The following is a 23,071-nucleotide window of genomic DNA, read 5'->3' as shown; positions in this document are numbered from 1 at the left end:
CATTCCCCCCCAAGTGGGGGAGATGTCCGGCAGGACAGAGGGGGGCGCGAAGGATCGCGACGCTTCCCGTAACGAATACTGCACCTCCCAGAGGCCCCCCATGTCCAAGCGTTACGCCACCATCATCACCGACGATGACGGCCGCGAGGTCGTCAGTGCCATCGGCGAATTCGAAGGCGCGCCCGATGTGCGCCACGGCCGGGTCGAGCCGGTCGCCGCCGGTGTGCGGATCGGCATGGTCCGGGGCGTCGACGCGGCCGGCGGCTTTGGGTTTCCGCAAGCGGGCGTCAGCGCCGGTGCGGTGAGCATCGCCAGGGCGGCGCTCAAAGCCGCGTCAGGCGCCGGCAAGTCCGGCAGCGCGGCTGCGGCAAAGGGCGATGCGGCAAGCCGGCCGCGGAAGCCAACGTCTGCAAAGCCCGGCAAGCGGGCGCGCAAGAAACCTACGCGCCCGGCCAAGAAAACAGCGAAGCCGGCGGCGGGATGATGGGGTAGGGCATGGCCGAGGATTCTTTCGACGACGAACCGCCTGATGTGACGGAACGGCCCTCCGGCCGACCGAGGCGGGCGAAGAAAACGCTGGCCGATGGTTTTCTGGAAGCCATCCGCGCCGATTTCCGGGCGCATGGCGCCGGCGTCATCGCCGAGGTCCGTACCGAAAAGCCCGACCAGTATCTGAAGATCGTGCTGTCGGTGCTGCCCAAGGATCTGCATCTCAACATCAACAGTCTGGAAGCACTGAGCGATGACGAAATCAGGCAGCGCATCCGCGGCCTCGAAGCCGTCCTCCGGCCATTCCTCGCAAAACCGGGCCTCGGGAAACCGGGTCGCACCAAGCCCGGCCTCGACGGCGAAGACCGAGTATCTGAACCTGCTCAGGGAATTGGACCGGAGGCGGCGCACTAACCAGCTTGCCGCCTATCGGCCCTATCTCAGGCAGGCCGAGTTCCATGCGGCGGGCGCAACCAACCGCGAGCGGCTGTTCATGGCCGGCAACCAGCTCGGCAAGACAAGGGCCGGCGGCGCGGAATGGGCGATGCATCTCACCGGCCGCTATCCCGAGTGGTGGCAAGGCAAGGTTTTCGACACGTCCGTGCGGCTATGGGCGGCCGGTGTCACCGCAGAGGGCACGCGCGACAACCCGCAGCGCATCCTGATCGGCCCGCCGCAGCAGCCGGCGGCGTGGGGCACCGGCATGATCCCGGCCGACGCCATTCTCAGCACCATCATGGGGCGCGGCGCGCCGCATGGGCTGGACAGCGTCGTGGTGCGCCATGGCGGCGGTGGCGATGTCCAGGCCGATGAATCGGTACTGTCGTTCAAGAGCTATGAGAAGGGTCGCGAGAAATGGCAGGGCGAGACGCTGCATGGCGTCTGGTTCGACGAGGAGCCGCCGCTCGACATCTATTCCGAAGGCCTGACCCGCACCAATGCGACCGGCGGCATCACCATCGTCACCTTCACGCCGCTGCTCGGCATGTCGGAGGTGGTGCTGTTGTTTCTGTCGGCGGAGGAGGTGGAGGGAATGGGGAGAGGGTGAGGGGTGCGCAACTTGGGTTCCTCGCCCCGCGCGAAGCGGGGGGAGAGGTGGCCGCCCACGGGTCTTGCCTTTGGCAAGCCCGAGGACAGGCTCCGCGGCCGGAGAGGGGCTCTCCGCTTGCGGGGGCGTCCCCCTCTCCGTCTCGGCTTCGCCGAGCCACCTCTCCCCCGCTTCGCGGGGGCGAGGAACCCCAGCTTTCAAAAGCTCTCGCCCAAACAACACCATACGTCCGGCGCCTCCCAACATGATTCAAGCCACGAGGGCGCATCAATGACCCGCCACGTCACCTTCATGACCATCGACGATGCCGAGCATTATACGCCGCAGCAGCGTGCCGCGATCATATCAGCCTATCCGGCGCATGAGCGCGAGGCGCGGGCCAAGGGCATTCCGGTGCTCGGCTCCGGCCGCATCTTTCCGGTGGCGGAGGAGCTGATCGCCTGCGAGCCGTTCCGGCTGCCGCGCTACTGGCCGCGGCTCGGCGCGCTGGATTTCGGCTGGGACCATCCGTCTGCAGCGGTCGAGCTCGCCTGGGATACCGAGACGGATGTTGTCTATGTCACCAAAGCCTGCCGGGCGTCGCAGCAAACGCCGGCCATGCAGGCGCTGACCTTAAAACCGTGGGGCGAATGGTTGCCCTGGGCATGGCCGCGCGACGGCCGCCGCGAGACGCTGGAAGGTGCGGGCGTGGCACTTGCCCGGCAATACGCGGCGCATGGGCTCAACATGCTGACCAGCCATGCGCAGTTCGCCGACGGTTCGGTGTCGGTCGAGGCCGGGCTGATGGAGATGCTCGACCGCATGCAGAGCGGCCGCTTCAAGGTGTTTTCGACGCTTTTGCCCTGGTTCGAGGAGTTCCGTCTCTATCACCGCAAGGATGGCCAGGTGGTGAAGCTGCGCGACGATCTGATGGCCGCGACACGCTACGGCGTGATGATGCTGAGGGAAGCGGTGGTCGACCCGGCGGAGTTCAAGGCGGTGCGGCGAAAGGCGGGGCAGAGTGATCCGCTGGGGGCGTTTCGGTGACTCGAAGCAACCACATACCATGATCGCCTCATGACCGTCCGCATCGTCCCCGCAACCCTGCGCGACCTCAGCTACATCGCCGCCAACCTGCGGCCCGAAGACCGGGCCGAGATCGACTGCCAGTTCGACGATTGGTCGCCGGTGCTGCTGGCGCTGACGGCGCTGCAGGGGTTTGCCTATGTCGCCGCGCTAAACGGCAATCCGGAAGCCGGCTTTGGCGCCGCCGAACAGCGCGGCGGGTTGTGGATTGCCTGGAGCTGGGGCACGCGCCGCATGAAGCGCTGCGTGCCTGGTATTACCGAGTTCTTTCACGCCGTGCTCGGGCCTGACGTGGCCGCGCGCGGTGCTTTCCGCGTCGAGGCGCGGGCGCTGGCCGCCAATGAATTGGCGCTGCGCTGGCTCGCCCGGCTTGGCGCCACGCAACGCTGCCGCCTGCCGGGTTACGGCCGCAACGGCGAAGATTTTTTGCTCTACGACTGGACAAGGACGTCTAACTTTGGAGAAAGCTGGAACCATGTGCCTTTTTCAAAAGCCGCCGGCACTGAAGCCGCTGCCACCGACACCGACCATTGCCGACAAGGACGTGCAGGCGCGCGAAGCCGCACTCAGGGCTGAACTCGAGCAGCGCCAGGGCACCGCCGGCACTGTCAAGACCGACCTGTCGCCGAGCGAACTCAGCGGCCAGCGCCGCGTGCTGCTGGGGGTGTGAGATGGGTGCGTAATCTCCCCCCTTGAGGGGGAGATGCCAAGTGGTGGTAAAGAGGGCAGGCCAGAGGGGGTCGGCGCGACCGGACGCGGCCTCCTGCGGCAGATCAAGGTTGGCGCTTTACGCGCGGCGTCTGTCGCCTTCGGCGACATCTCCCCCTCAAGGGGGGAGATTACGCTGTCACCCCGGTTTCCGTGCGAACGCCCACACCATCAGCGGGTATTCCTCGTCGTTGCTGAGGTCGCGCCATAGGCCGTAGGCGCGCACGGGGCCGCCGATATGGGCTTTTGCGCAGGCTTTGTTGCCCCAGCTGAACACCTGGATTTCCGCCTGGGGGAAGCCGCCTTCGACCAGCACCTGCTTCAGGCCGGCGGCGGTCCAGCGGTTGTAGTCGTGCGGCCGCGCATGCACCCTGAACAGGAACGGCGTCGCCACCATCGCCCAGCCGCCCGGCCTGGTCATGGCGTGGATATTCTGCGCCGCGGCGAGCGGCTGCTGCACATGCTCGAGCACCTGGTCGGCGATGACGACGGAATATTGCCGGTCGGTGCGGTCCTTGCAGATGTCGAAGTCGGGGAAATCGACCGACGTATAGTTGGAGCACATCGTCTTCCAGTGGCGGTTCCAGCCGGGCGAAACCTCGATCACGTCAGATGATTTGCGGCCGTCCGCCTCAAGAAACGCGGTGAACGCCTCGATCTGCCTGATGCGCAGCCAATTGCGGGAATCGTAGCCGAGCAGCCGCTTTGCAACCTGCTTGCTTCGCCTCTTCAGGGCGCCGGGTAGGCTTTCCGTCATTGTCAAATCGATCTCCTTAAATCCCCGCCGCGCCCCGTTGAACATCGCAAAAGCGAACAAAATTCGACCTGGCCTTGGCAATATCTGGGCTTCGAACAGGCTGATACCACCGAAGAAAGAACGCCATGACGAGCGATTCCCGCGCCCACGATATCCTGTCGCGACAGGCGGAACTCGAGACAGAGCGCAGCCAGTATGAGGCTGTCTGGGAGGCGGTGTCGGAATTCTGCGACCCCGACGCGCCCGACGTCTGGAGCGGGCGCCGGCAATCCGGCGCGGCTACGCAGGCCGAGCGACAGGAGCGGCGTGGCGCCCGCGTCTACGCCAACACCATCAACTCGGCCGCCAACCGGCTGGCCGCCGGGCTGGAAAGCCTGATCATCCCGCAGTCGGAAAAATGGCACGGGCTGTCGACCGCCGCCATGAATGACGAGGAGACCGACGAGGAGAAGGAATGGGCGGAGGCGCTTCGCGATTTCCTGTTTGCGCTGCGCTATTCCGCCAATTCGAATTTCGTGCCGGCGACGCAGGCCTGCCTGCGCAACGTCGTGCGCTACGGCCCGGCCTATCTCTACGCCGAGGAGGGCTTTGGCGGCACGCTGATCCGCTATGCCTCGATCCCGGTGGTCGAGGGTTATCTCTGCCGCAACCGCTGGGGTCAGGTCGACATTTTCCACCGCCGCTACGAGCGCACGGCGCGCCAGTCGGCGCAGCTGCTCGGCTATGAGAGGCTGCCGGCGCGGATCAAAATGCTGGTCGACGACCCGGCCAAATGCGAGATCAAAATTTCGCTGATCCAGTGCATCCAGCCGCGCGACGAGCGCAAGATGTACCGGTTGGGCGGATCCTACCAGTATCTCGACACGGCCTTCGCCTCCTATCACGTCATCGAGGACGAGGAGGTCATCGTCAGGGAGAGCGGTTTCCGCTCCTTCCCGGTGTCGTGCTTCAACTGGCGCCGCTATGAGGGCGACCCCTATGGCATCTCGCCGACCATCGAGGCGTTGACCACCGTGCGCGAGGAAAACGCCGTGCGCCGCTCGGGCCTCAGGGCGCTGCAGCAGATCACCGATCCGGCGACCGCGTCGAAGGCACGGCTCGACTATGTGCCGGTGCTCAATCCCGGCGAGAACTATCCCGGCCTGATCGACGATAATGGCCGGCCGCTGATTGCGCCGATCGCTGTGGGCCAGAACCCGACCTATGCATTCGACTACGCGGAAAGCCGGGCCGAGGAGATCCGCGACATGATGTTCGTCAACCTGTTCCAGACACTGGTGCAGAACCCGCAAATGACGGCCACGGAAGCGCTGATCCGGCAGGAGGAGAAGGGCGCGTTGCTCGGGCCCTCCGGCTCGATCATCCAGGCCGGCTTTGCCGCGAATCTCGACCGCGAGCTCGGTATCCTCGAGGACAAAGGATTGTACGAGGAAGACAGCCGGTTCCTGCCGCCGGCGAGCCTTGCCGGCAAGGCGGTGCGGCCGACCTTCACCGGGCCGCTCGACGTGCTGCGCCGCTCGGCCGAGGCGCGCGACACCATCCAGGTCGTCACAACGGCCATGCAGATGGCGCAGTTCGATCCCGGCGTCATGGACAATATCGACGGCGACGAGGCGCTCAAGATCGTGCAGAGCGCCGGCCGCAGCCCGCAGCGCATTTTTCGCCGCCACGACGAAGTGGCTGATATCCGCGATGCCCGAGCCAAAGCTCAAGCTGCACAGGCCGGCATGGCGGCGATCGCCACCGCCGGCAAGGTGGCCAGGGATGCCGTGCCCGCCGCCGTGCAGGCGCGTGACAGCGGCCTGCTCGACGGTCTCAGCGGGCTGATGCCGCAGGGCGGCGAGGGCGGCGGCGCATGAGCGGCAAACGCTTCGCCCATTCGGGCCAGGCCGGCGGCCCGGCCAAGGCGCAGGACGCGCTGACCAAGGCCTATCTCAGGGTGTTCTCAGGCCAGGACGGCGAAATGGTGCTGGCCGACCTGACGGCGGCGACCGGCTATTACCGCCGCCCGTCCTATGGCGAGTGGCTGGCCAAGACGAAGACGCCGAACGGCTTCGAACTGCACAGCGCACTGAGCAATGCGCGCGCCGAAGTGGTGCAGCACATCATGGGGTTCCTGACGCTGGACGCTGAGCGGCTGGCGGCGCTGGAGCAGGCGGCAAGATTGGAGGGGAGGTAGGATAAGGCCCGAAGGCGCGAGGCGCCCCCCTCTGGCCTGCCGGCCATCTCCCCCACAAGGGGGGAGATTGGCTGTCTTGTCTGCTTCCGCTAACCACCAACGTTGCAGGATTGGCGGCCACAGCGAAGCTGCTGATCTCCCCCCTTGTGGGGGAGATGCCAAGTTTTGGCAAAGAGGGCAGGACAGAGGGGGCGCTGTCCCGCCGGCGTATCAAGTCGCACCTGCGAGCCCTGTCTCGATCACAATGTGCCGGCAGACATTGTCGATGTCGCGAATGACGTCGTCGTTCCAGAAGCGCAGGATGGTCCAGCCATCCTGTTCCAGACGCTTTGTCCTCGCCTCATCGCCTGCATTGGCGTCGGCATGCTGCGAACCATCGACTTCGACGACGAGCTTCTTGTCTGGGCAAGCGAAGTCGACAATGTAACTGGCGATCGGAAATTGTCGGCGGCGCCAAGCCCCATCAGCCGGTGCGCGCGAAGCTCGTTCCAGAGCTTCAGTTCAGCACCGGTCATCACCTTCCGCATCGACTTGGCATTTGCGCGATTCCGCGGAGGCAGTGGCGTGTGAGGCATCGCTCAATGCTCGGTCGCTATTGAGGTTGGCGCTCTACGGCGCCCCCCTCTGTCCTGCCGGACATCTCCCCCACTTGGGGGGAGATCGGCCGTCGCCGCTGATTTCGCAAATCGCCAACTTGAAAAGAAAGGAGCCGGCGTCGAAGCCACCGAACTCTCCCAAGCGCGTTTGTCGTTACGCTCAATAATCGCCGCGGTAGTAGCGGTCGTCGCAAGGTGCGGTGTAGATGCGGCCGTAGCGATCCTGATAGCGACAAAGCTGTTCGCCGCGCCGCTGCGGCGTCGTCGCGCTGCCCACGACCGCCCCCAGCAGGGCGCCGCTGGCTGCACCGATAACCGTGCTCTTGGTGTCGCGGCCCAGGGCCTGACCGACGAGAGCGCCGCCAGCGCCGCCGACCAGGGCGCCCGTGGTGGCTCTTTGCTGGCCTTCGGTCTGTGCACATCCTGCCAGCGCGGCAGTCACAAGCAGGGCGGCAATGGCTTTGTGCATGGTCATCGTCTGATACTCCGTTGAAGCCTATGAACTAATACACTGGCTGGTTTTGCCAAGTGTTTGCCAAGTGCGGTCGCATTGCGGCGGAACAGCGGCAACCACTTGTCACGAAATGAGACATGGTTTCTTTCGTCTTGACGGCGAGTGCTTCCGACTCGGAGAGATCATAGTCAAACAAGTCGATGGAGTCAGGCTCTGTCGAAATGAATCAGGCTGCGGCCGCAACGATTCGACCCGCCCAGCCGATCCCTCAAGCCAAAAGCAAGAAGCCTGGCTGAACCGGCCAGTGTCTTTCCATTCCAAACAACAAAAGGAATATTTCTCATGACAGATCTGGCAGACGCCGGGTCCGTGGTGGCTTCGCCACCGGCGGGCAACCTTGCACGGCCACCGGCCGCCGGGGACAATGGGTCCGCCCCGCCGGCTGCAGAAAGTTGGTTTGACGGTCTTTCCGAAGGCAACCGCAAGCTCGCTGAAACCAAGGGCTGGACCAAGCCTGAAAGCCTCGATCGGGTTTTCACATCCTATGCGGAGCTGGAACGGCAGCAGGGCGAAAGCCTGCGCGTTCCCTCGGCGGACGCGCCTGGGGAAGACTGGGACAGGTTCCATGCCCGGTTGCCTGAGGCGATGCGTCCGCTGACATCGCCCGACAAGGTCGAGTACAGGCGCCCCGACGGGCTTCCCGAAGACTTCGCCTATTCGGACGAGCTCGCCAATGCGTCCAAGACCTGGGCGGTCGAGGCCGGCGCCACGCCGAAGGTGGCGCAGGCCTATCACGACCGTTTCGTCGGCTACATGGCCGAGCAGGCCAAGGTGCAGCAGATCGCCCTTGCCCGTTCGGTCGAGGCCACTCACGACGACCTGGTCAGGGAGTGGGGACCGACCGACAGCGACGGCTTTCGCCAGAGACTGGAGGTCGCCAACCGGGCGATGAAAAAGCTCGGCCTGGTCGATGCCTACAAGGCGAAGGGCATCCTCCTGCCTGACGGAGCCTTGACCGATCCGCAGATCGCCAAGGCGTTCCACGCCGTCGGCGAGGCGATGTTCAGGGAAGATACGATCGACGGCGGTGCGGCTTTGAGCGGAGGCAATCCGTTCAAGCGCAACGCCGCCGGCGAACGCAACCTGACCGATATCTCAGCCCTCGTCAAAAGCGATCCCGCCCGCGCCCGGCGGCTGGCCCGCGAGGCCGGCGAAAACCCCGACCTCTGGATGCCGAACAACCCCCTCTAAAGCTGTGTCGATATTCAGGTGATGCCGGCCTGCAAACGACGGCTTTCTGCGCTTCCGGTGCTCACGGACCCAAATGTCCGCTCCGTCCGGTTCCCGAAAGCCATCGTTTTCGGCTCGGCCTGACCTGAATCTCAACACACCTTCTCCGCCCATCAACCCCTGAAGGAAAGAAAAAATGGCAGACGCCTATACTCGTATCGCGGACGCGATCGTTCCGTCCGTCTATGCACAATACTCGTTCGAGGAGCACGTCCAGTCGCTCGAGATCTACCAGGCCGGGATCCTGTTTTCCGACCCGGCCATCGCCTCGAAGCTCTCCATGGGCGGGCGTTCCGTCGACATGCCCGGCTGGAAGGATCTCGGCAATGATCCGTCCGAGCCGGTCAATGACGATCCGGCCGACTCGATCGAGTTGAAGAAGATCGGCGCCCGCCGCGAGGTCGCCGCCCGCAATGTCCGCGCCCAGGCCTGGGGCATCCCGGACCTGACCTCGATCCTGGCCGGCGACGACCCGCAGAAACTCATTGTCCGCCGCCAGACCGACTACTGGCAGCGCGCCAACAAGCTGACGCTGCTCGGCATCCTGAAAGGCGTGGTGGCCGACAACCTCGCCAATGATGCGGGCGATCTGGTGCGCGTCACCGGCGCCTCGATCGTCGACACCGACATCATCGAGGCTGCCTATCTGATGGGCGACCGTGCCGACAAGTTCAAGACGATCTGGATGCACTCCAAGCAGATGAAGGCACTGAAGCTCGCCGACCTCATCGACTATGTGCCGCCGTCCGAGCAGGGCGGGCCGCTGATCCCCTATTACATGGGGCTGCGTGCTGTCGTCGACGACGACATCCCGGTCGCAACTGGCGTCTACACGGCGTTCATGTTCAAGGACAAGGCGATCCTGTGGAACGAGCTGCCGGTCAATACCGAAGGCGGGCCGCTGGAGTTCGACCGCAAGCCGCGCCAGGGCCATGGCGGCGGCGTCACCGAAATGGTCGGCCGCCGGCATTTTGTCCCGCATGTGCCCGGCACACGCTTCCTCGACGCCTCCTCGGCCGGCGAATTCGCCACCGACGCCGAACTGGCGCTGGCGGCGAACTGGGACCGCACGGCATCGAGCGTCAAGAACATGACGTTCATTGCGCTGAAGACGACCGAAGCCTGATAAGGCCAAGGCGAGGGCGGGGGCGTCAGACTCCCGCCTTTTTGGACGCTCGGTCGGCCAATGTGGCGAATCCCAAATTCACGTGCTGTGCTGCATTAAACTGATACGAGATTTGGATCTGGCCACATTGTTGTTGTTGCACGTTGATGAATCGCCGTCACCAAACGGTTACACAAGAGGACGATGCTGCCTTGTCTTGGCAAGGGGGTAACCATGAAACTGACATACAAGGCAGTTCAGGACGTGCTTCGAAAAGCGGGCATTGTCATAAGCAAAAAGGGCGAACTTCACCGCATAAACTTCTTCAGCGGTCTGGAAAACACCGCCTACTACACGACAAGTCTTCAGGAAGCCCGGGATAGGGGTTTGGCGATGACGAGAGGTGCCGGAACGTTGCAAGCAAGCGCCTCTGCCAAGCCGGCCGAAACAGGGCGGCGGCGGGGCTCGACAAGCGCACGCCTCGGCTGAAGCCGCAGGAATTCAGGCCGCGTTGCGCGGCGATATCGTGAAACTGCGATAGCCACAGTATTATCGGGTGGCGCCCGTCACCAGTTTTCCAGCGGTTGCGCTCCGTCGCGCCCCCCTCTGTCCTGCCGGACATCTCCCCCACAAGGGGGGAGATTGGATGTCGCGTTGGCTTTCGCCAATCGTCCACGTTGAAGAAAAGGCGTTGCTGGTGAAGCTGCCGATCTCCCCCCAAGTGGGGGAGATGTCCGGCAGGACAGAGGGGGGCGCGACGGAATGCGACCTTTCCCCTCCCCACAATCCCACCCCACCCAGAGCGCTTTTTGCCGTGGGGGCACCATGCCTTTTGTTTCACCACTCTTGCTGACGGAGCCTAAAATCATGGCCATCACCCCGCTCGACATCGCCAACATGGCGCTTGGCGTTCTCGACGAGGCGCCGATCGACAGCCTCGATCAGGACGTGAAGGCAGCCCGCCTGCTCAATCTGCATTTCGACCTGGCCCGCGAGGCGGAGCTGACGAAACACGCCTGGGTGTTCGCAATCCTGGCGGCCGCCGTCGCCGGGTCCGATACCGGCAGCGGCGCGGGCACGCTTAACTTTGCCTATGAATTGCCCGTGGACTGCCTGCGGCCTTTGCCGCTGACCCATAATGGCGAGCCGGATGGGGTGCCGATCTCGTGGCGACAGGAGGCCGGGCTGATCTATTGCGACCAGTCGGGGCCGCGCCTCATCCGCTACATCGCCAACCTCACCGATCCGAACGACTGGGACGCAATGTTCACGGAAGTGCTGGTCGCGGCCCTTGCCATCAAGATCGCGCATCCGCTGACCCACAAGGCGGGCATGATCGATATTGCCCGCGGTGCCTATGACCGGGCGCTCGACGCGGCGTTCCTGTCCAACGCCATCCAGCGTGGCGGCAGGTTTTCAACGACGTCGTGGGCGATCCAGCGCGGCGGGTTTGTGCGCTGATGACGACGCTCTATCCGGTCCAGGACACATTCGTTCGTGGCGAGATCTCGCCGCGGCTACACGCCCGCGCGTCGCTCGATCTTTACCGCGCGGCGCTCTCCCGGTGCGAAAACTTCGTCACCTTGCCGCATGGCGGCATCCGCAAGCGCGGCGGGTCGTATTTCGTCGGCGAGGCCAAGGATTCGTCGAAGAAGACGCGCGGCATACCGTTCATCTTCTCGGCAGACCAGGCCTATATGCTGGAGTTCGGCGACCTCTACATCCGCGTCTATGCCTATGGCGCCCGCGTCGGCACGGTGGAAGTGGCGACACCCTATCTCGAAGCCGATCTGTTCGGCCTGCAATTCGTCCAGTCCGCCGACCAGATGTGGATCACCCACGCGGACTACCCGCCGCAGGTTCTCACCCGCACGGCGCACACGACATGGACCCTGGCGGAGTTCGTCTTTCTCGACGGCCCCTATGACGACATCAACACAACCGCGACCACCATGGCCCCCGCCGAGACCGGCGCCGTCCATCCTCTTATGACCCACAATACCGCTGCAGGCGGCACTGCTGCAGACAGCAGCGGCTCCGCCGACGCTTACAAGGTGTTCGACCGGGACAATGGGTCAAACCTTTCGCTCGGCACGACCACCGGCTTCGTGTCCTATGACTTCGCCGGGACCAAGGTTTGTGACGGCTACTGGCTTCGCGCGCAATCCATCGGCGGCACAAGGGCACCGGTCGCCTGGGATTTCCAGGGTTTTGATAGCACCAACTGGATCTCGCTCGACAGCCGGACAGCGGAAACCGTCTGGTCGCGCGGCGAGGTGCGCTTCTACAAATTTCAGAATGAGACGGCCTACCAGTCCTATCGGCTGAACATCACCGGCTCCGAGGACGACAGCAATGTTACGATCGCGGAAATGGGATGGCATGAGGATGGCGATACACAGACGCCATTCGATCTCACGGCGTCCTCGATCGTCGGCATCAATGACGGCACCGGTTTCCAGGCATCAGATGTCGGCCGCGCCATTCGGCTGCTCGGCTCGGATGCCATCTGGCGCTGGGCGCGCATCACGAGCCGCACCAGCGCGACTGTGGTCAAAGTCAGGCTGTATGGGCATGCGCTTCCCAATCTCAGCCCGATCGCGCGCTGGCGTCTCGGCACTTTCGTTCCCGGCAAGTACGTCGAAAGCGGTTCGCTGTACGAGGAGCGGCTGGCCTTCAGCCGGAAATTCTCTGTCTACGCATCCGCAACCGGCGACTTCGACAATTTCGCGCTCGGCGAGGAAGATGACGATGCGCTGGAGTTCGTCCAGGCCGGCGGCGGCCAGGCCAACGATATCACATGGATTGCGGAATCCGATGGGGCTCTGCTGATCGGAACGCTTGGCGGGGTCCGCGCGCTGTCGGGTTCGGGCATCGACGAGGCGTTGACGCCGTCGTCGTTCAAAAACCGTCGGTCCCGCACATTCGGCTGCGCCAAGGTCCGACCGGTGGATGCCGGGCAGTCGTTCCTTTACGTGACGCGCTCCCGCAAATCGATCGCCGAACTGACCCAGAGCGCCACCGGCCGCTTCACGTCGGATGATGTCGGGCAGATTTCCGAGCACATTCCGAAAAAGGGTGTCGTCGAACTGGCGTTCCAGACCGATCCCGATCCGCTGCTGTGGTTCCCGCTGGATAACGGGGAACTTGGCGGCTACACGCACCAGCCTTCGCAGGAAGTCCGCGGCATGCACCGGCATCGCATCGCCGGCACTTTCGCTGGCTCGGACTGGGGCGTCGTTGAGAGCGCCGTGGTGACGCCGGGGCAGGACGGCAATGATGATCTGTGGCTGATCGTCAAGCGGACCATCAACGGCGCCGCCAGGCGCACCATCGAAATCAAGACCGTTCCGTTCGAATATGGCGAGATCACCGACGCGTTCGAAGTCGACTGCGGCCTGACCTACACCGGCGCGGCCGTGGGGATGGTCACAGGCTTGGGTCACCTCGAAGGCGAAACCGTCGACGCTCTGGCGGATGGCAAGGTCTACAAGGGCCTTGTCGTGGCTGCCGGAGCGGTTTCCTTGCCCGGCGGGGCAACGGCGGCCAAATGGCAGGTCGGGCTACCCTATGAGGCCGGCGCCGACACGCTGGAGCTCGATGTCGGCGGCAAGGACGGATCGATCGTCGGGCGGCGAAAGAAGGTCGCCAAGGTCATCCTTTCCCTGTTGGAAACCGACACGACCGGGCTGGAAATCACGTCGTTGATGCGCGGTCGGTGGGAGCCGGTTCGTATCCCCTCGATCGTCTCGCCCGACGGCATGGCCAATCTGTTCACCGGCAATGTCGAGGTGCCGATCGACGATTCTTGGGAAGGTCAGGGGCGGGTGCGAATTCGCCACACCAACCCGACGCCGTGCACCATCCGGGCGTTCACGCCGGTGTTCGATGCCGAGCCGTAGTTGAAACTGCCGATCTCCCCCCTTGAGGGGGAGATGTCGCCGAAGGCGACAGAGGGGGGCGGCACGTCCTGACCCGACCCCTACTGCCTCCATCGCGGGCGAGAACGCCGGTGCTCCACGCGAGACGACCCCCTCTGGCCTGCCGGCCATCTCCCCCTCGAGGGGGGAGAGCACCCGCTCCGCCCTCCCATCACCCTCCAAAAAGGATCCTCCCGTGACCCCAATCCCCGATAACAAGCGCCGCGCCGCCGCCGCGCAAAGTGAAGCCTGCGTCGACATCGCAGCACTTGCCGACGAGATCAGGGCAAACGCCGCTTCCCTCGACGAGCGCTGGCGCATGGCCCAGTGGCTGATAGAACAGCTGCGCCAGCAATTGTTCGACGCCGATGCCTTGCGCCGCGCCGTCGCCACCGCCAACAGCCAGTTCGACGCCGCCGGCGTTGCCGACCTTAAGGTCAACCCGACCGCCATCCGGCGCGCCGCCATAGCCGGGCGGCGAGCCGCAGCACCCGCTCGTCTCGGCGCGGCAGCGATCCAGGCCGACAGGCTGCTTCTGTCCCTCCTCAGCCCCGGCGGCGCGCTCGACCCGCGCCCGGCGCTCGGCGCGCCGGTCGGAGGCATCACAGGCAGATTTTCGCTTCGTGGCCGAGGCCGCGGCTGATCATGTGCACACTTGCCCTTATCGGCACGGCCCTCTCGGTCGGCGGCGCGCTGGTCGAGGGCCAGCAGTCGAAGCAGATGGCCGACTATCAGGCCAAGGCCTATGAACAGCAGGCGCGGGCCGACGCGCAAGCCGCGGCCTTCGAACAGGGCCAGGAGCGCCACAAGCAGGATCTTCTGCAAGCGCAGGCGCGCGCCCAGGCCGGCGCCTCAGGCGTCGGCATGGCAGGCTCGCCGACCGAGGTGCTGGCGGCCAATGCAAGGCAGGGGCAGCTCGACATCAAGGCGATCCAGTACGGCTCGCAGCTGCGCCAGAACAATCTGACCACGCAGGCCGCGATCTCGCGTTTTTCCGGCAAGCAGGCGGCGGCGGCCTCGATCTTCAAGGCCGGCGGCCACCTCGTGTCCGGCCTTTCCGGCATCTACGACCCGAGCAAGGCGGTGACGTTCGGCAAGAGCGCCTTTCCGCCGGCGCCGGGCGGAGGGCTTTACTGATGGCTACCATCCCCCTCCAACTTGCCCAGCGCCGGCTCGACACCGGCAATGTGGTTTCCTATCCCGGTGGCTCACCGGTCGGCGCCGCCATGCAAGACTTTGGCGCCGAGCTCTCGGCTGTCGCCGAGCGGTTCAGGCAACAGAAGCAGCAGCAGGACGCCTTCGACGCCGAGGTCATCGGCCGCGAGTTGAACGGGCAGATCGCCCAAGCCGAAAACGGGGCGATCCAGAATGCGCCGGCCGACGGTCGCGGCCTGCATGACAGCATGTACGGCCAGATCGATCCGCGCACCGACGGCGTCGTCAAGTCCGGCCTGTTCGACAAGATCTTCGACAGCTATGTGCCGAAAGTGCCGGAGAGCGAACGCGCCAACTTCATCAGGAAAAAAGAGGCTTTAAGGCTGGCCGGCTCGGCACGCATGGCCGCACAGCAATATGCGCGCCGCCAGGACTATGAGCAGACCGAATGGTCCAAGGCGCAGGACTCCTACACGAGCGCCATCGCGCAGAGCGACCCGGACGACACCGCAGCGTTCGAGGCGATCAGGCAGAGCGGGTTCGACTTCATCGCCAAGATGGGCAACCCGGTCGCCAGGCAAGCGGCCGAAACTGCCTGGCGCAGCAACACGGCAAAAGCGCTCGCCCAGGCGATGATCGCCAAGGATCCGGGCCGCGCTGTTGAACTGCTTGGCGCCGAGCCCAAGGCCACCGACGGCGCGATCAACGGTGAACCCACCGGCGCTGAAGTCGGCACCAATCTGTCGGCGAAAAATCCGAATTCGCCCACTTCGGGCGATGACCGCCATGCTGATCTCAGGCCCGACGATAGGGTTGCGCTCGCCTGGCAGGCTGGCGCCCCGGTGGCGCAAAACTGATGTCCGCAACCAGGCGGCCGGGCTAGTGGTTCCCGCCTGACACAAGTGTCCGGCTCGGAATTCCCTTTGGCTGCACGCGAAAGGATCGGCCTCGTTGCGCCGACTCAGTCAATCACCGTGGTGAAAAGTTCGAGTACCAATTCCACTCCCACGTTTTGCCTGCATCGGCGGAGAACGCGCGGCTATAAATCAGGGCCTTCGGGTTACGCTTATCCCAGTGGAATTTCACGATAACGTCTTTGCCGGCGACAACCTCACGGCCGAAGAATTCACCTATGTCGCCATCGAACGAGCCTACCTTTCCACTGTCGAGTTTCATTGCGTTGCTGTCGGCCCAGTAGATCGTCCACAGACGCGTCTGCGGGTCGAACAATCGCACAGTGAGACCTTCGAATGGCTTTCCGCCCAACTCCGTATGAAAAATATCGAAGTTACCCAAGCCCAGCAAGATCGGGCGGCATTCCTGGGTCGCGTCAAATTCCTGCCATTCGTCGCTGCCGGCCAGCTGTTCTTTCAATGTACGATTTCTGATGTTCCAGTGGCCTATCAAATAATCGAAATCATTTTTGGACGACGTCTCGCTCGCTGTTATCGCAAGTTTTCCGTCAGATGAAAGTAGAGAGGTCCGCATGTACTTTCCTTTGGATCGACGTCGCGCCAACAGTCCCGTCGCCGCGGACATGACGAGTATCGGTGTTCGATGACTGCGCTTCAGATGCCCGATCGCGGCAACGATTGGATGGAGCGCGTCGTGATGCACGCCCACCGTCATCTCCATCCTGCAAACGCGTAAACCGCAGACCCGTTCCGGCACGATCCACTTCGCATGGCTCTGCCACGCCCGCCGCGAAGTCGCGTTGCTCCGCGCTCCACTCACGCCAGAAATCCGCCAACCACCTGAACGACTTCCCAGCCGGGTACCAAGTGTCAGATTTTGACCGCTAGATTTTCGCGTTACCTGCCCATGTTGCAGTGCCGCCGGCTTTTTCACGGGAAAAACCCAAGGTTCCTGAAATCGCCGCTGGCAATGCACGCAGGTATGTGGTCGTTATCCAGGGCGATAAGAGCGACGGCGGCCTTTCTTACAACACAGGCTTGTGGTTCTGGATTTGAAATTCCCAAGCGCTGATGCGATCATTGGAACGGAAATCCACCTGGCCCGTCCAGGCTTCAGATGAAGGACTGACCCTATCTTGTTGCGCTTAGAGTCTTATCCGATGCTGGCAAGGATCGTTTTTCCAGTCACGTTGGCCGGCGTTCTCCTGCTCACGCTTCTGCCGGCGCGGTTCTTGCCGGATTTCGGCACGGCCGTCACGCTTTACGATGACAAGTTGCATCACGCCATCGCCTTCGCGGTGCTGGCGGCCCTGGGAAGCCTCGGCTGGCCGGAACACAAGGCAAGGCTGGTTGTTGTCCTCGCCTTCACCGGCGCGGCGATCGAGGTTCTTCAGGGCTCGCAACTGATCGGGCGCGATCTGGATGGGTTCGACTGGGTTGCCGACTGCGCCGGCATGGCGTGCGGGCTGACAATCGCCGGCTGGACAAAGAGGCGCGTTGGCAGGCGCGTTGGCGGATTGCCATAGGCCGCATCGGGTTTTTTCTCTCGAGACAACACCGCCGGCCTGATCCGCGCCCGGGGCCGGCCTGAAATCATAGCGCACTTAAAGCCTCGCTTTCGCGGGGCTTTTTTCATGGAGCAAGCCTGATGGCTCGACCTGCAACTGCCGCCGTTCGACTTCTGACCGGCGAACGCGAACCCGTGCGCCTGGCGACCACGGCCAACATTCTCCTTCATGGCCTGCAGGCCATCGACGGCGTGCCGTGCGAGGTTGGCGACCGCGTGCTGGTCAAGCACCAGGCCGACCAGAGACAGAACGGCATCTACACGGTGAGCGAGGGCGAATGGTTCCGCGCCGCCGACGCCCGCACCGCCCGCACCTTGCAGAAGGGGACGACGGTTCATACCCAGGTCGGGTCAGTCAATGCCGGTCGGGTGTTTGAATTTAGCGCCGACGAGCCGGTGGTGGGCAGCGATGCCATCGCCATTGCCCCGTTCGTGCCGCCCGACATTGCGGAGGTGGTCGAGGATGTCGAATCGCTGCGCGATGCAACGCAGGTGCTGAAGGATGCCACCGAGGCCAGTGCCGGCCAGGCAGCCGCCAGCGCTGCCAGCTCTGTCGCCAATGCCGGACAAACCGCCGCCGATGTCGTCACCACCGCGGCCAATCTGGCCAGCGCCCAGGCGGCGCGCGACGCGTCGCTGTATGGCAAGGGCATTTTCCCGACGACGACGGCGGCGATCGGCTTTGGTATCGTCGGCAGCGGTGCGATCACGGCGGGCGCCGGTGGCGCCAACGGCACCTTTGATTTGGCGTTTACCGGCGGCGCCGGTTCGGGTGCCGCCGGCCGCTTCGTTGTCGCTGGCGGCGCCCTGACGCAGATCCTGGTCACGGCGCCCGGCTCCTACACGGTGGCGCCGGCTTTCAGCTTCGCGGCATCGGCGGGATTGGCTGGCGCGGCCGCCGCTGTCGTACTCGGCACGAATGTCGCTGTCGGGCAATATTTCTGGACCGAAGTTTCGAGCGGAGTGCTTGGACTGTACACTGTGGCGGCCGGGCCGGTTGCCGTCGACACGGGCGTTCGTGCTTCGGCGGCGGAAGTCATTGCCTTGATCGGATCGAGGACGGTCGGGCCGGTTGCGATCGCTGGTTCGGTCGGCGGCACGATGGTCTCCAACAGCAGCGTCTATTACTGGCCGGGGTCACTATCGACGGTCGATGAATTTCTGTCGAGTGTGGAACTCGGCTTCGGCGCTGGGTCGGGAACAATTCATATCGTCTTTGCCCACGTCGAGGGCGATGGCACGTTAACTCTGGTCTCTGAACAAACTATCCCTGTCGTTGCCGGCCCGTCCTCCGTCAACTCGGGGCTCTCGATCCTGAAGCCGGCTGGCAGCGTCATGGGTTTACAGCGGACAGGCGCGGGCACCTGGTACTATAGGGCCGGGGCAATTCCGAACGGCGAAAGCGAGTGGTTTACGGCGGCGGTGCCGACCTCGCACACCGCCAAGACCATCGGCTTTACAAACGGCCCGCAATGGAAAGCAACTTTCACGGGTGAAGTCGGCACAAAGGCACGTGCCGCCTACGACACCGCAAACGACCTGGTCGACGTCGTCGGCACTGATCAGGCGGTTGGCTGGCCGAGCCTGGTCAACACCGGCACGAATACCCCGGCGAACTACAGCGTCGTCATGCAAACGCCAGCGCCGGCCGATGGCTACATTACCGAAGTCGACGTTGGGGCAAGCGGTTCTGGCGCGGCCAACATTCACGTTATTCAGTACAATGGCGACCTGACGGTCAACGTGATCAGCACGCATCAGATCACACTAGCCAATGGTGTGACCGAAATTCCCCTCAGCATCCCGATAGCAGCCGGGCAATATCCGGCGATCAGCGGTGGCGGTTACAGGTTTCAGAATAGCGTCAATCCGCAAGGCATTCCCGCATGGATCAAGGCCGCAGCGCTGTCGAACGGCGCGACTGTGGCGTCATCGACCCAGCACCGCTATGAGGTTGCGTTCACGATTAAGACGGGCCTTATTGCCGATGCCGCACGGGCTCTGAGCGGCGACACGCAGAACACCGGCATGAGCCTGCTGGCTGATGCCGACCCAAATGGCGTCGTTGATGCGACTGCGCTCTTTGCTTCGGCCGGGGCCGCTCACCCAAATCCTTATGTGCCGCCCGGCAGCTTCGCATTGACGGCTATGCCTAAGTCGGGTGACGGTTTTTGGGGGCCAGGAAAGCCGTTCGTCGGCGGCAGGAGGTTCTTCGTTCCGGCTCGCCCGTCGCTGTTCAATCTCTATGATGGCTTCCGCGCCAAGATGGCAGAGCATATCGCCAACAACGATGTGCTCTGCTTGATCGCCGACAGCATCGGTCATTGGGCGCTGGCCAGCAATGGCCCCGCGCACTGGTTCAATCGAGTTACCCAATTTGCCAATCTAGGCATTTCCGACGACGAACCGGGCATGACGGCGCTGCGGCCAAGCTCCACCTACACGCCGGCCTTCTATGGCGTTACGACCAGCGGAACCGTCTCGACGGGAACGCGCGGGCCACTCGCCGAAAGCATCATCCTAGCGGATGGCGCGGCGCTGGCGTTCACGGGGGCTTATGAGCAGGTCGACGTCCACTATACCCAGGACGCCGGCCAAGGTTCTCTCGATTTCGCGTTCAATGGAGGCGCGCCTACAAGACCGTCAATGCTGCCGGCGCTCTGGCGCTCGATCAATATTCCGGCCCGTCCCTGACAGGGCAGGCGGCGAGCGGAAACTATACCCTTACGGCCGTAGGCGGACCGGTGGAGATCACTGGGCTTATCCGTCTCGGCATCAAGGCGGCCGGTCCGCGCCTGCGGACGCTGCGCGCTGCGCACGGAAGCTATACGTTCGCATCCTTCAACGCGCCGCGCCTTGCTTCTGCGGTGGCACAATGCGGCTATGCTGGCGGCAAAATTGTGCCGGTCCTCGCCCTGGGCATCAATGACAGCTTTAGCACGCCGCCGGCGACGATTTCGGCCAATATCACGTCGATCATCAACACGCTGGAGGCGGCCGGCGCTCCTCGCATGATGGCCATGCCGCCAACACGGCCATCATCCGCTTGGGATAGCAGCTATACAGGCGGTCGCACCTATGACGCAGCGCTTGGCGCGATACGTCAAAGCTATCGGTCGCGCAATGTGCTGACGGTCCCGATCGACGGGTTCGATTACATCAATTCGGGGGCCTATCAAGAGGGCCTGCACTACAACGACGCCGGCATGGACGCCAATGCCCTTCGGTTCATCGAATACGTCGCGGAAAGGGGATAGACCGATGCCATTCGCAATTCAGCGCAAGGGTAAAGTGATCACCACGCTCGAAGAGGGTGAAGAGTGGGTGGTTGTTGGCAGGAAAATACTGATCACGAAACCCAGCAACCCGACGCATAGTCGCGAAATCACCGTGCCGAGGAACGACGCCGGAGGCCTTGTCGAGGTCTGGCTAGGCGGGGCTTAGTCTTTTCGCTTTATCGATCGAGCGGGATTCCCAACCACAACGGAAAATGGGGCTACGTCTCGCGTTACGACAGAGGCCGCGCCCACAACCGCGCCCTTGCCAATGGTGACGCCTTTGAGGATAGTCACGCCCATTCCGATCCAAGCATTGTCCTCGATCGTCACCGGGGCGATGCCGATATCTGTCCAGTCCTTTTTGCCTCGCCGCCAGTCGGCAACGTCTTTCGCACGCTGTTTCCAATCGAGAGAATGCGAATTGTGGTCGACGATAGTGACATCCCATGAGACCACAACATCGTTGCCGATGGTGATCCGCTGCGCTGCGACAAGGTGGCTTTTCCCGATGAAGCAATCCCGCCCGATTGTGATCTGCGCTTCACGACGATCGAAGGAGAAGCGACAGTGAAGAACGCAATCTTCGCCAAAAGCATGGCGACCTTTGCGGGCAGAACGAACGGCTTGGATGCTCAACTTCGCACCCACGCCGGCATTGATACCGGCCAGACGATATAGGAACGGCGGGACGAATGGCATCAGTGCTCGCCCGGCGGTCTCAACGCCGGCCGATCTTCAATAATGTGCTCTCCATCGACGAGGAAAAGGTGCCGCCAATAGAAGTGAGCGCAGAGATCTTCGAACTTTCCTCTTGCCTCTTCCTCGTCGTCGGTCTGCACCATGGCCATTGGGATTCGTCGGTTATCAATGGCCTGAACCGAAAACCGCAGGTCGGTCTTCTCTCTCGATAAGTCAGTGGTCATCGTCGTCCTCAATTTATCTTGCTTGGGCCCGGCGTCTCAGGCCGCGGGAGCTGCGCCGCAGCATCGACAAATGCAACCAATTCTGCCGTTGGAAGGCCGAAGGCAATCTCCGGCATACCTTCGGCGATCTCGACTATCACGATACAATGTTCAGGCATTTGGCCGGACAAGGCCGCACGAAGGTGCTGCGCCGGGGTGACGGTCTGGGTCTGGTCGTTGCGCCTCCGAGCAGTATCCTGGGAAGCCAAAAGCAACTTGAAAGCCAGGTCACGAATCTGGCTCGACGGGATGCGAGCCCATGCGTTCTCTGTGGGGTTCTGGAGTTCAACCAATACCGCATCGCCGCTTTCCTCCGGCTCGATTAGGCCTATTCCATTGAAGTAATAATCGCGCTTTGGCATCCACCTCTCCGAAATCCATTCACTCCCGCCATTTGCGGCACGCACCTCTGCTTTGCAAGCGTGATCGTGAGGTAGTTCACGCTCTAGTTCGTTTGGCTCGACACGGCCCCTGGCAGCGAGCCAGTGCAGGTAGCATTTCGCCAACCGCAGATACCGAGTGATCTTGTGGGTCGATAATTTCGGCGGCGTTTGGCTGCCGCCTGGCTGGCTTGCGCGTCCAAAAGACACGCCGTAGCCCGCGCCGCCGCGCAGGCGAATGGCGCAAAGACTGCAAAGACTAATGACGGCTGCCTTGCGGCTTGTCGTGAGGCTGGCTGTTCGACCACCAGATAAAATACAGCGAACCTATCTTCATAACCGGCACGCGGCGCTCGCGTTCGCGCACCCGCAATTCGCGATAGACTTTCATCTTCAGGGTGCCGCCCGGCAATTTGATACGCACTGCCATCGGTTCAACTCCCGCCGGCAAGGCAATGATGATGTGCAATGCAGCAATTAGAGAACTTCCCCCGCGGAAGAGTCAACAGCCGATGGTTTTTTGACTCTTCCCGGGAAGGGTTCGAGCGCAGGCGCCCGATGACGGTCAGGGCGTCAACGCGTCACCTGGGATAGGTCAGGATCGTCCGGTGCACCCGGCGGGTTGTTCAAAGGACGCGGCCGGTTCGACCACCAGGTGAAATACAGCGAGCCCATCTTCAGAACCGGTATGCGCCGGCTGCGTTCGCGCCCGCGCAATTCCCGATACACCTTCATCTTCAAGGTGCCGCCCGGCAACTTGATACGAACCGCCATCTCCCCATTGTGCAGCGCAGCAACTAGAGAGCTTCCGTAGCGGAAGAGTCAAGAACTGATCGTTGACTATTTTTGGGACTGTTTCTGAGGCTATCTTCTGGGACTGTTTCCAGAAGGGCCCCGGGCGCAGGCTCGGGATCATCGATTTGGCGGGCGCCCTGACATGCTGCCCGGCCACCAGACGATGAAGTAGTCTCCGACCCGCCAGACCGGGACCTGGCGCTTCTGCTCGCGGCGGCGCAGCTCGTCCTTTTTCTTGATCTTCAGTGTCCCGCCCGGAAGCCTGATCCTTATTGTCACGTGTCCTCCCGCACCCGGTGTCCCTCGGGGCATGAACGGTTCCTGGCAGCAGTTTCATCCCGGCTAAGAGACCGTTTGGAAACTCTACTCTGGCGGCCATCTGATGGCGTTTTCTGCGCTTCCGGCCTTC

General features: G+C 63.3%; 28 protein-coding genes and 1 pseudogene. 19 read left to right on the top strand and 10 right to left on the bottom strand.

Going from position 1 to position 23,071, the window contains the following annotated elements:
• Window positions 1-100: 100 nt before the first annotated feature.
• The 5 genes from BQ8482_RS12455 (at window position 101) to BQ8482_RS12435 (ending at window position 3,178) form a co-directional block, all read left to right on the top strand.
• Window positions 101-484: a hypothetical protein gene (locus BQ8482_RS12455; RefSeq protein WP_123147909.1), complete on the top strand. Its 384-nt coding sequence runs from the start codon at window positions 101-103 to the stop codon at window positions 482-484.
• A gap of 11 nt (window positions 485-495) precedes the next feature.
• The gene (locus tag BQ8482_RS39170; RefSeq protein ID WP_244602769.1) at window positions 496-903 is read left to right on the top strand and encodes a hypothetical protein; all 408 of its coding nucleotides are present in this window, start codon (window positions 496-498) and stop codon (window positions 901-903) included.
• Complete coding sequence (locus BQ8482_RS12445) at window positions 881-1,537, top strand: terminase large subunit domain-containing protein (protein WP_244602768.1); 657 nt, start codon at window positions 881-883, stop codon at window positions 1,535-1,537. The genes BQ8482_RS39170 and BQ8482_RS12445 overlap by 23 nt, the downstream gene beginning before the upstream one ends.
• Window positions 1,538-1,807: 270 nt before the next feature.
• Window positions 1,808-2,563: a phage terminase large subunit family protein gene (locus BQ8482_RS12440; protein ID WP_123147907.1), complete on the top strand. Its 756-nt coding sequence runs from the start codon at window positions 1,808-1,810 to the stop codon at window positions 2,561-2,563.
• A gap of 30 nt (window positions 2,564-2,593) precedes the next feature.
• The gene (locus tag BQ8482_RS12435) at window positions 2,594-3,178 is read left to right on the top strand and encodes a hypothetical protein (RefSeq protein ID WP_123147906.1); all 585 of its coding nucleotides are present in this window, start codon (window positions 2,594-2,596) and stop codon (window positions 3,176-3,178) included.
• Window positions 3,179-3,449: 271 nt separating this feature from the next.
• Here the strand turns inward: BQ8482_RS12435 and BQ8482_RS12430 are convergent, their stop codons facing one another.
• On the bottom strand, window positions 3,450-4,067 hold the full coding sequence (locus tag BQ8482_RS12430) for a methyltransferase domain-containing protein (protein ID WP_123147964.1): 618 nt from the start codon (window positions 4,065-4,067) through the stop codon (window positions 3,450-3,452).
• Window positions 4,068-4,192: 125 nt separating this feature from the next.
• On the opposite strand from BQ8482_RS12430, the gene BQ8482_RS12425 reads away from it, so the two are divergent.
• Complete coding sequence (locus BQ8482_RS12425; RefSeq protein ID WP_123147905.1) at window positions 4,193-5,926, top strand: portal protein; 1,734 nt, start codon at window positions 4,193-4,195, stop codon at window positions 5,924-5,926.
• The gene (locus tag BQ8482_RS12420) at window positions 5,923-6,246 is read left to right on the top strand and encodes a Bbp19 family protein (RefSeq protein ID WP_123147904.1); all 324 of its coding nucleotides are present in this window, start codon (window positions 5,923-5,925) and stop codon (window positions 6,244-6,246) included. Before BQ8482_RS12425 ends, BQ8482_RS12420 begins: the two co-directional genes overlap by 4 nt.
• 210 nt (window positions 6,247-6,456) lie before the next feature.
• Here BQ8482_RS12420 and BQ8482_RS12415 read toward each other — a convergent pair.
• Both BQ8482_RS12415 and BQ8482_RS12410 read right to left on the bottom strand, forming a co-directional pair.
• A pseudogene (locus BQ8482_RS12415) lies at window positions 6,457-6,821 on the bottom strand (endonuclease domain-containing protein).
• Between the two features lie 181 nt (window positions 6,822-7,002).
• Window positions 7,003-7,317, bottom strand: coding sequence for a YMGG-like glycine zipper-containing protein (locus tag BQ8482_RS12410; RefSeq protein WP_123147903.1), 315 nt, complete (start codon window positions 7,315-7,317; stop codon window positions 7,003-7,005).
• Between the two features lie 321 nt (window positions 7,318-7,638).
• Here BQ8482_RS12410 and BQ8482_RS12405 point away from each other — a divergent pair, with 321 nt between their 5' ends.
• The 8 genes from BQ8482_RS12405 to BQ8482_RS12365 all read left to right on the top strand — a co-directional run bounded on the left by BQ8482_RS12405 (window position 7,639) and on the right by BQ8482_RS12365 (window position 15,623).
• Complete coding sequence (locus BQ8482_RS12405; RefSeq protein WP_123147902.1) at window positions 7,639-8,547, top strand: hypothetical protein; 909 nt, start codon at window positions 7,639-7,641, stop codon at window positions 8,545-8,547.
• A gap of 175 nt (window positions 8,548-8,722) precedes the next feature.
• Entirely contained in the window at window positions 8,723-9,712 is a 990-nt protein-coding gene (locus BQ8482_RS12400; RefSeq protein ID WP_123147901.1) for a Coat protein, read from the top strand.
• Between the two features lie 213 nt (window positions 9,713-9,925).
• Window positions 9,926-10,180 carry a hypothetical protein gene (locus BQ8482_RS12395; protein ID WP_123147963.1) on the top strand — a complete coding sequence of 85 codons (255 nt, stop codon included), beginning with the start codon at window positions 9,926-9,928 and terminating at the stop codon, window positions 10,178-10,180.
• Window positions 10,181-10,558: 378 nt separating this feature from the next.
• Window positions 10,559-11,152 (top strand): phage connector family protein, encoded by a 594-nt coding sequence (locus tag BQ8482_RS12385; RefSeq protein WP_123147900.1) that lies wholly within the window; start codon window positions 10,559-10,561, stop codon window positions 11,150-11,152.
• On the top strand, window positions 11,152-13,593 hold the full coding sequence (locus BQ8482_RS12380) for a phage tail protein (protein ID WP_123147899.1): 2,442 nt from the start codon (window positions 11,152-11,154) through the stop codon (window positions 13,591-13,593). Before BQ8482_RS12385 ends, BQ8482_RS12380 begins: the two co-directional genes overlap by 1 nt.
• 214 nt (window positions 13,594-13,807) lie before the next feature.
• Window positions 13,808-14,254, top strand: coding sequence for a hypothetical protein (locus BQ8482_RS12375; RefSeq protein ID WP_123147898.1), 447 nt, complete (start codon window positions 13,808-13,810; stop codon window positions 14,252-14,254).
• Between the two features lie 2 nt (window positions 14,255-14,256).
• The gene (locus BQ8482_RS12370) at window positions 14,257-14,748 is read left to right on the top strand and encodes a hypothetical protein (RefSeq protein ID WP_123147897.1); all 492 of its coding nucleotides are present in this window, start codon (window positions 14,257-14,259) and stop codon (window positions 14,746-14,748) included.
• Entirely contained in the window at window positions 14,748-15,623 is an 876-nt protein-coding gene (locus BQ8482_RS12365; RefSeq protein WP_208867662.1) for a hypothetical protein, read from the top strand. The genes BQ8482_RS12370 and BQ8482_RS12365 overlap by 1 nt, the downstream gene beginning before the upstream one ends.
• Before the next feature lie 112 nt (window positions 15,624-15,735).
• Here the strand turns inward: BQ8482_RS12365 and BQ8482_RS39165 are convergent, their stop codons facing one another.
• Window positions 15,736-16,614 (bottom strand): hypothetical protein, encoded by an 879-nt coding sequence (locus BQ8482_RS39165; RefSeq protein WP_244602767.1) that lies wholly within the window; start codon window positions 16,612-16,614, stop codon window positions 15,736-15,738.
• Between the two features lie 226 nt (window positions 16,615-16,840).
• On the opposite strand from BQ8482_RS39165, the gene BQ8482_RS12355 reads away from it, so the two are divergent.
• The 4 genes from BQ8482_RS12355 (at window position 16,841) to BQ8482_RS12340 (ending at window position 20,691) form a co-directional block, all read left to right on the top strand.
• The gene (locus tag BQ8482_RS12355) at window positions 16,841-17,206 is read left to right on the top strand and encodes a VanZ family protein (protein WP_244602766.1); all 366 of its coding nucleotides are present in this window, start codon (window positions 16,841-16,843) and stop codon (window positions 17,204-17,206) included.
• Between the two features lie 122 nt (window positions 17,207-17,328).
• Complete coding sequence (locus BQ8482_RS12350; protein ID WP_123147896.1) at window positions 17,329-19,941, top strand: hypothetical protein; 2,613 nt, start codon at window positions 17,329-17,331, stop codon at window positions 19,939-19,941.
• 50 nt (window positions 19,942-19,991) lie between these two features.
• The gene (locus tag BQ8482_RS12345; protein WP_123147895.1) at window positions 19,992-20,504 is read left to right on the top strand and encodes an SGNH/GDSL hydrolase family protein; all 513 of its coding nucleotides are present in this window, start codon (window positions 19,992-19,994) and stop codon (window positions 20,502-20,504) included.
• 4 nt (window positions 20,505-20,508) lie between these two features.
• Complete coding sequence (locus BQ8482_RS12340; protein WP_123147894.1) at window positions 20,509-20,691, top strand: hypothetical protein; 183 nt, start codon at window positions 20,509-20,511, stop codon at window positions 20,689-20,691.
• Here the strand turns inward: BQ8482_RS12340 and BQ8482_RS12335 are convergent.
• From BQ8482_RS12335 to BQ8482_RS38080, 6 genes are all read right to left on the bottom strand, one after another.
• The gene (locus BQ8482_RS12335) at window positions 20,688-21,224 is read right to left on the bottom strand and encodes an acyltransferase (RefSeq protein ID WP_123147893.1); all 537 of its coding nucleotides are present in this window, start codon (window positions 21,222-21,224) and stop codon (window positions 20,688-20,690) included. The genes BQ8482_RS12340 and BQ8482_RS12335 overlap by 4 nt on opposite strands.
• Window positions 21,224-21,448 carry a hypothetical protein gene (locus tag BQ8482_RS12330; RefSeq protein WP_123147892.1) on the bottom strand — a complete coding sequence of 75 codons (225 nt, stop codon included), beginning with the start codon at window positions 21,446-21,448 and terminating at the stop codon, window positions 21,224-21,226. The genes BQ8482_RS12335 and BQ8482_RS12330 overlap by 1 nt, the downstream gene beginning before the upstream one ends.
• An 8-nt stretch (window positions 21,449-21,456) precedes the next feature.
• On the bottom strand, window positions 21,457-21,849 hold the full coding sequence (locus BQ8482_RS12325) for a hypothetical protein (RefSeq protein WP_123147891.1): 393 nt from the start codon (window positions 21,847-21,849) through the stop codon (window positions 21,457-21,459).
• 277 nt (window positions 21,850-22,126) lie between these two features.
• On the bottom strand, window positions 22,127-22,297 hold the full coding sequence (locus tag BQ8482_RS38085; protein ID WP_165848537.1) for a hypothetical protein: 171 nt from the start codon (window positions 22,295-22,297) through the stop codon (window positions 22,127-22,129).
• 143 nt (window positions 22,298-22,440) lie between these two features.
• Entirely contained in the window at window positions 22,441-22,641 is a 201-nt protein-coding gene (locus BQ8482_RS12315) for a hypothetical protein (protein WP_123147889.1), read from the bottom strand.
• A 138-nt stretch (window positions 22,642-22,779) separates the two neighbouring features.
• Window positions 22,780-22,941: a hypothetical protein gene (locus BQ8482_RS38080; RefSeq protein ID WP_165848536.1), complete on the bottom strand. Its 162-nt coding sequence runs from the start codon at window positions 22,939-22,941 to the stop codon at window positions 22,780-22,782.
• Window positions 22,942-23,071: the final 130 nt, after the last annotated feature.

The organism is Mesorhizobium delmotii, assembly GCF_900149755.1.
GTDB lineage: Bacteria > Pseudomonadota > Alphaproteobacteria > Rhizobiales > Rhizobiaceae > Mesorhizobium > Mesorhizobium delmotii.
Note: the sequence above shows the minus strand (reverse complement) of the source record. Positions and strands in the feature narration are given on the sequence as shown.

Bases quoted from the DNA above. Each gene is read 5' to 3' on its own strand.
- BQ8482_RS12330 (WP_123147892.1), bottom strand. From the start codon at position 21,448: ATGACCACTGACTTATCGAGAGAGAAGACCGACCTGCGGTTTTCGGTT.
- BQ8482_RS12380 (WP_123147899.1), top strand. From the start codon at position 11,152: ATGACGACGCTCTATCCGGTCCAGGACACATTCGTTCGTGGCGAGATC.
- BQ8482_RS12455 (WP_123147909.1), top strand. From the start codon at position 101: ATGTCCAAGCGTTACGCCACCATCATCACCGACGATGACGGCCGCGAG.
- BQ8482_RS12405 (WP_123147902.1), top strand. From the start codon at position 7,639: ATGACAGATCTGGCAGACGCCGGGTCCGTGGTGGCTTCGCCACCGGCG.
- BQ8482_RS12395 (WP_123147963.1), top strand. From the start codon at position 9,926: ATGAAACTGACATACAAGGCAGTTCAGGACGTGCTTCGAAAAGCGGGC.
- BQ8482_RS12400 (WP_123147901.1), top strand. From the start codon at position 8,723: ATGGCAGACGCCTATACTCGTATCGCGGACGCGATCGTTCCGTCCGTC.
- BQ8482_RS12385 (WP_123147900.1), top strand. From the start codon at position 10,559: ATGGCCATCACCCCGCTCGACATCGCCAACATGGCGCTTGGCGTTCTC.
- BQ8482_RS12410 (WP_123147903.1), bottom strand. From the start codon at position 7,317: ATGACCATGCACAAAGCCATTGCCGCCCTGCTTGTGACTGCCGCGCTG.
- BQ8482_RS38085 (WP_165848537.1), bottom strand. From the start codon at position 22,297: ATGGCAGTGCGTATCAAATTGCCGGGCGGCACCCTGAAGATGAAAGTC.
- BQ8482_RS12325 (WP_123147891.1), bottom strand. From the start codon at position 21,849: ATGCCAAAGCGCGATTATTACTTCAATGGAATAGGCCTAATCGAGCCG.
- BQ8482_RS12430 (WP_123147964.1), bottom strand. From the start codon at position 4,067: ATGACGGAAAGCCTACCCGGCGCCCTGAAGAGGCGAAGCAAGCAGGTT.
- BQ8482_RS12365 (WP_208867662.1), top strand. From the start codon at position 14,748: ATGGCTACCATCCCCCTCCAACTTGCCCAGCGCCGGCTCGACACCGGC.
- BQ8482_RS12425 (WP_123147905.1), top strand. From the start codon at position 4,193: ATGACGAGCGATTCCCGCGCCCACGATATCCTGTCGCGACAGGCGGAA.
- BQ8482_RS12420 (WP_123147904.1), top strand. From the start codon at position 5,923: ATGAGCGGCAAACGCTTCGCCCATTCGGGCCAGGCCGGCGGCCCGGCC.
- BQ8482_RS12335 (WP_123147893.1), bottom strand. From the start codon at position 21,224: ATGCCATTCGTCCCGCCGTTCCTATATCGTCTGGCCGGTATCAATGCC.
- BQ8482_RS12435 (WP_123147906.1), top strand. From the start codon at position 2,594: ATGACCGTCCGCATCGTCCCCGCAACCCTGCGCGACCTCAGCTACATC.
- BQ8482_RS12350 (WP_123147896.1), top strand. From the start codon at position 17,329: ATGGCTCGACCTGCAACTGCCGCCGTTCGACTTCTGACCGGCGAACGC.
- BQ8482_RS12440 (WP_123147907.1), top strand. From the start codon at position 1,808: ATGACCCGCCACGTCACCTTCATGACCATCGACGATGCCGAGCATTAT.
- BQ8482_RS12355 (WP_244602766.1), top strand. From the start codon at position 16,841: ATGCTGGCAAGGATCGTTTTTCCAGTCACGTTGGCCGGCGTTCTCCTG.
- BQ8482_RS12370 (WP_123147897.1), top strand. From the start codon at position 14,257: ATGTGCACACTTGCCCTTATCGGCACGGCCCTCTCGGTCGGCGGCGCG.
- BQ8482_RS12315 (WP_123147889.1), bottom strand. From the start codon at position 22,641: ATGGCGGTTCGTATCAAGTTGCCGGGCGGCACCTTGAAGATGAAGGTG.
- BQ8482_RS39170 (WP_244602769.1), top strand. From the start codon at position 496: ATGGCCGAGGATTCTTTCGACGACGAACCGCCTGATGTGACGGAACGG.
- BQ8482_RS12340 (WP_123147894.1), top strand. From the start codon at position 20,509: ATGCCATTCGCAATTCAGCGCAAGGGTAAAGTGATCACCACGCTCGAA.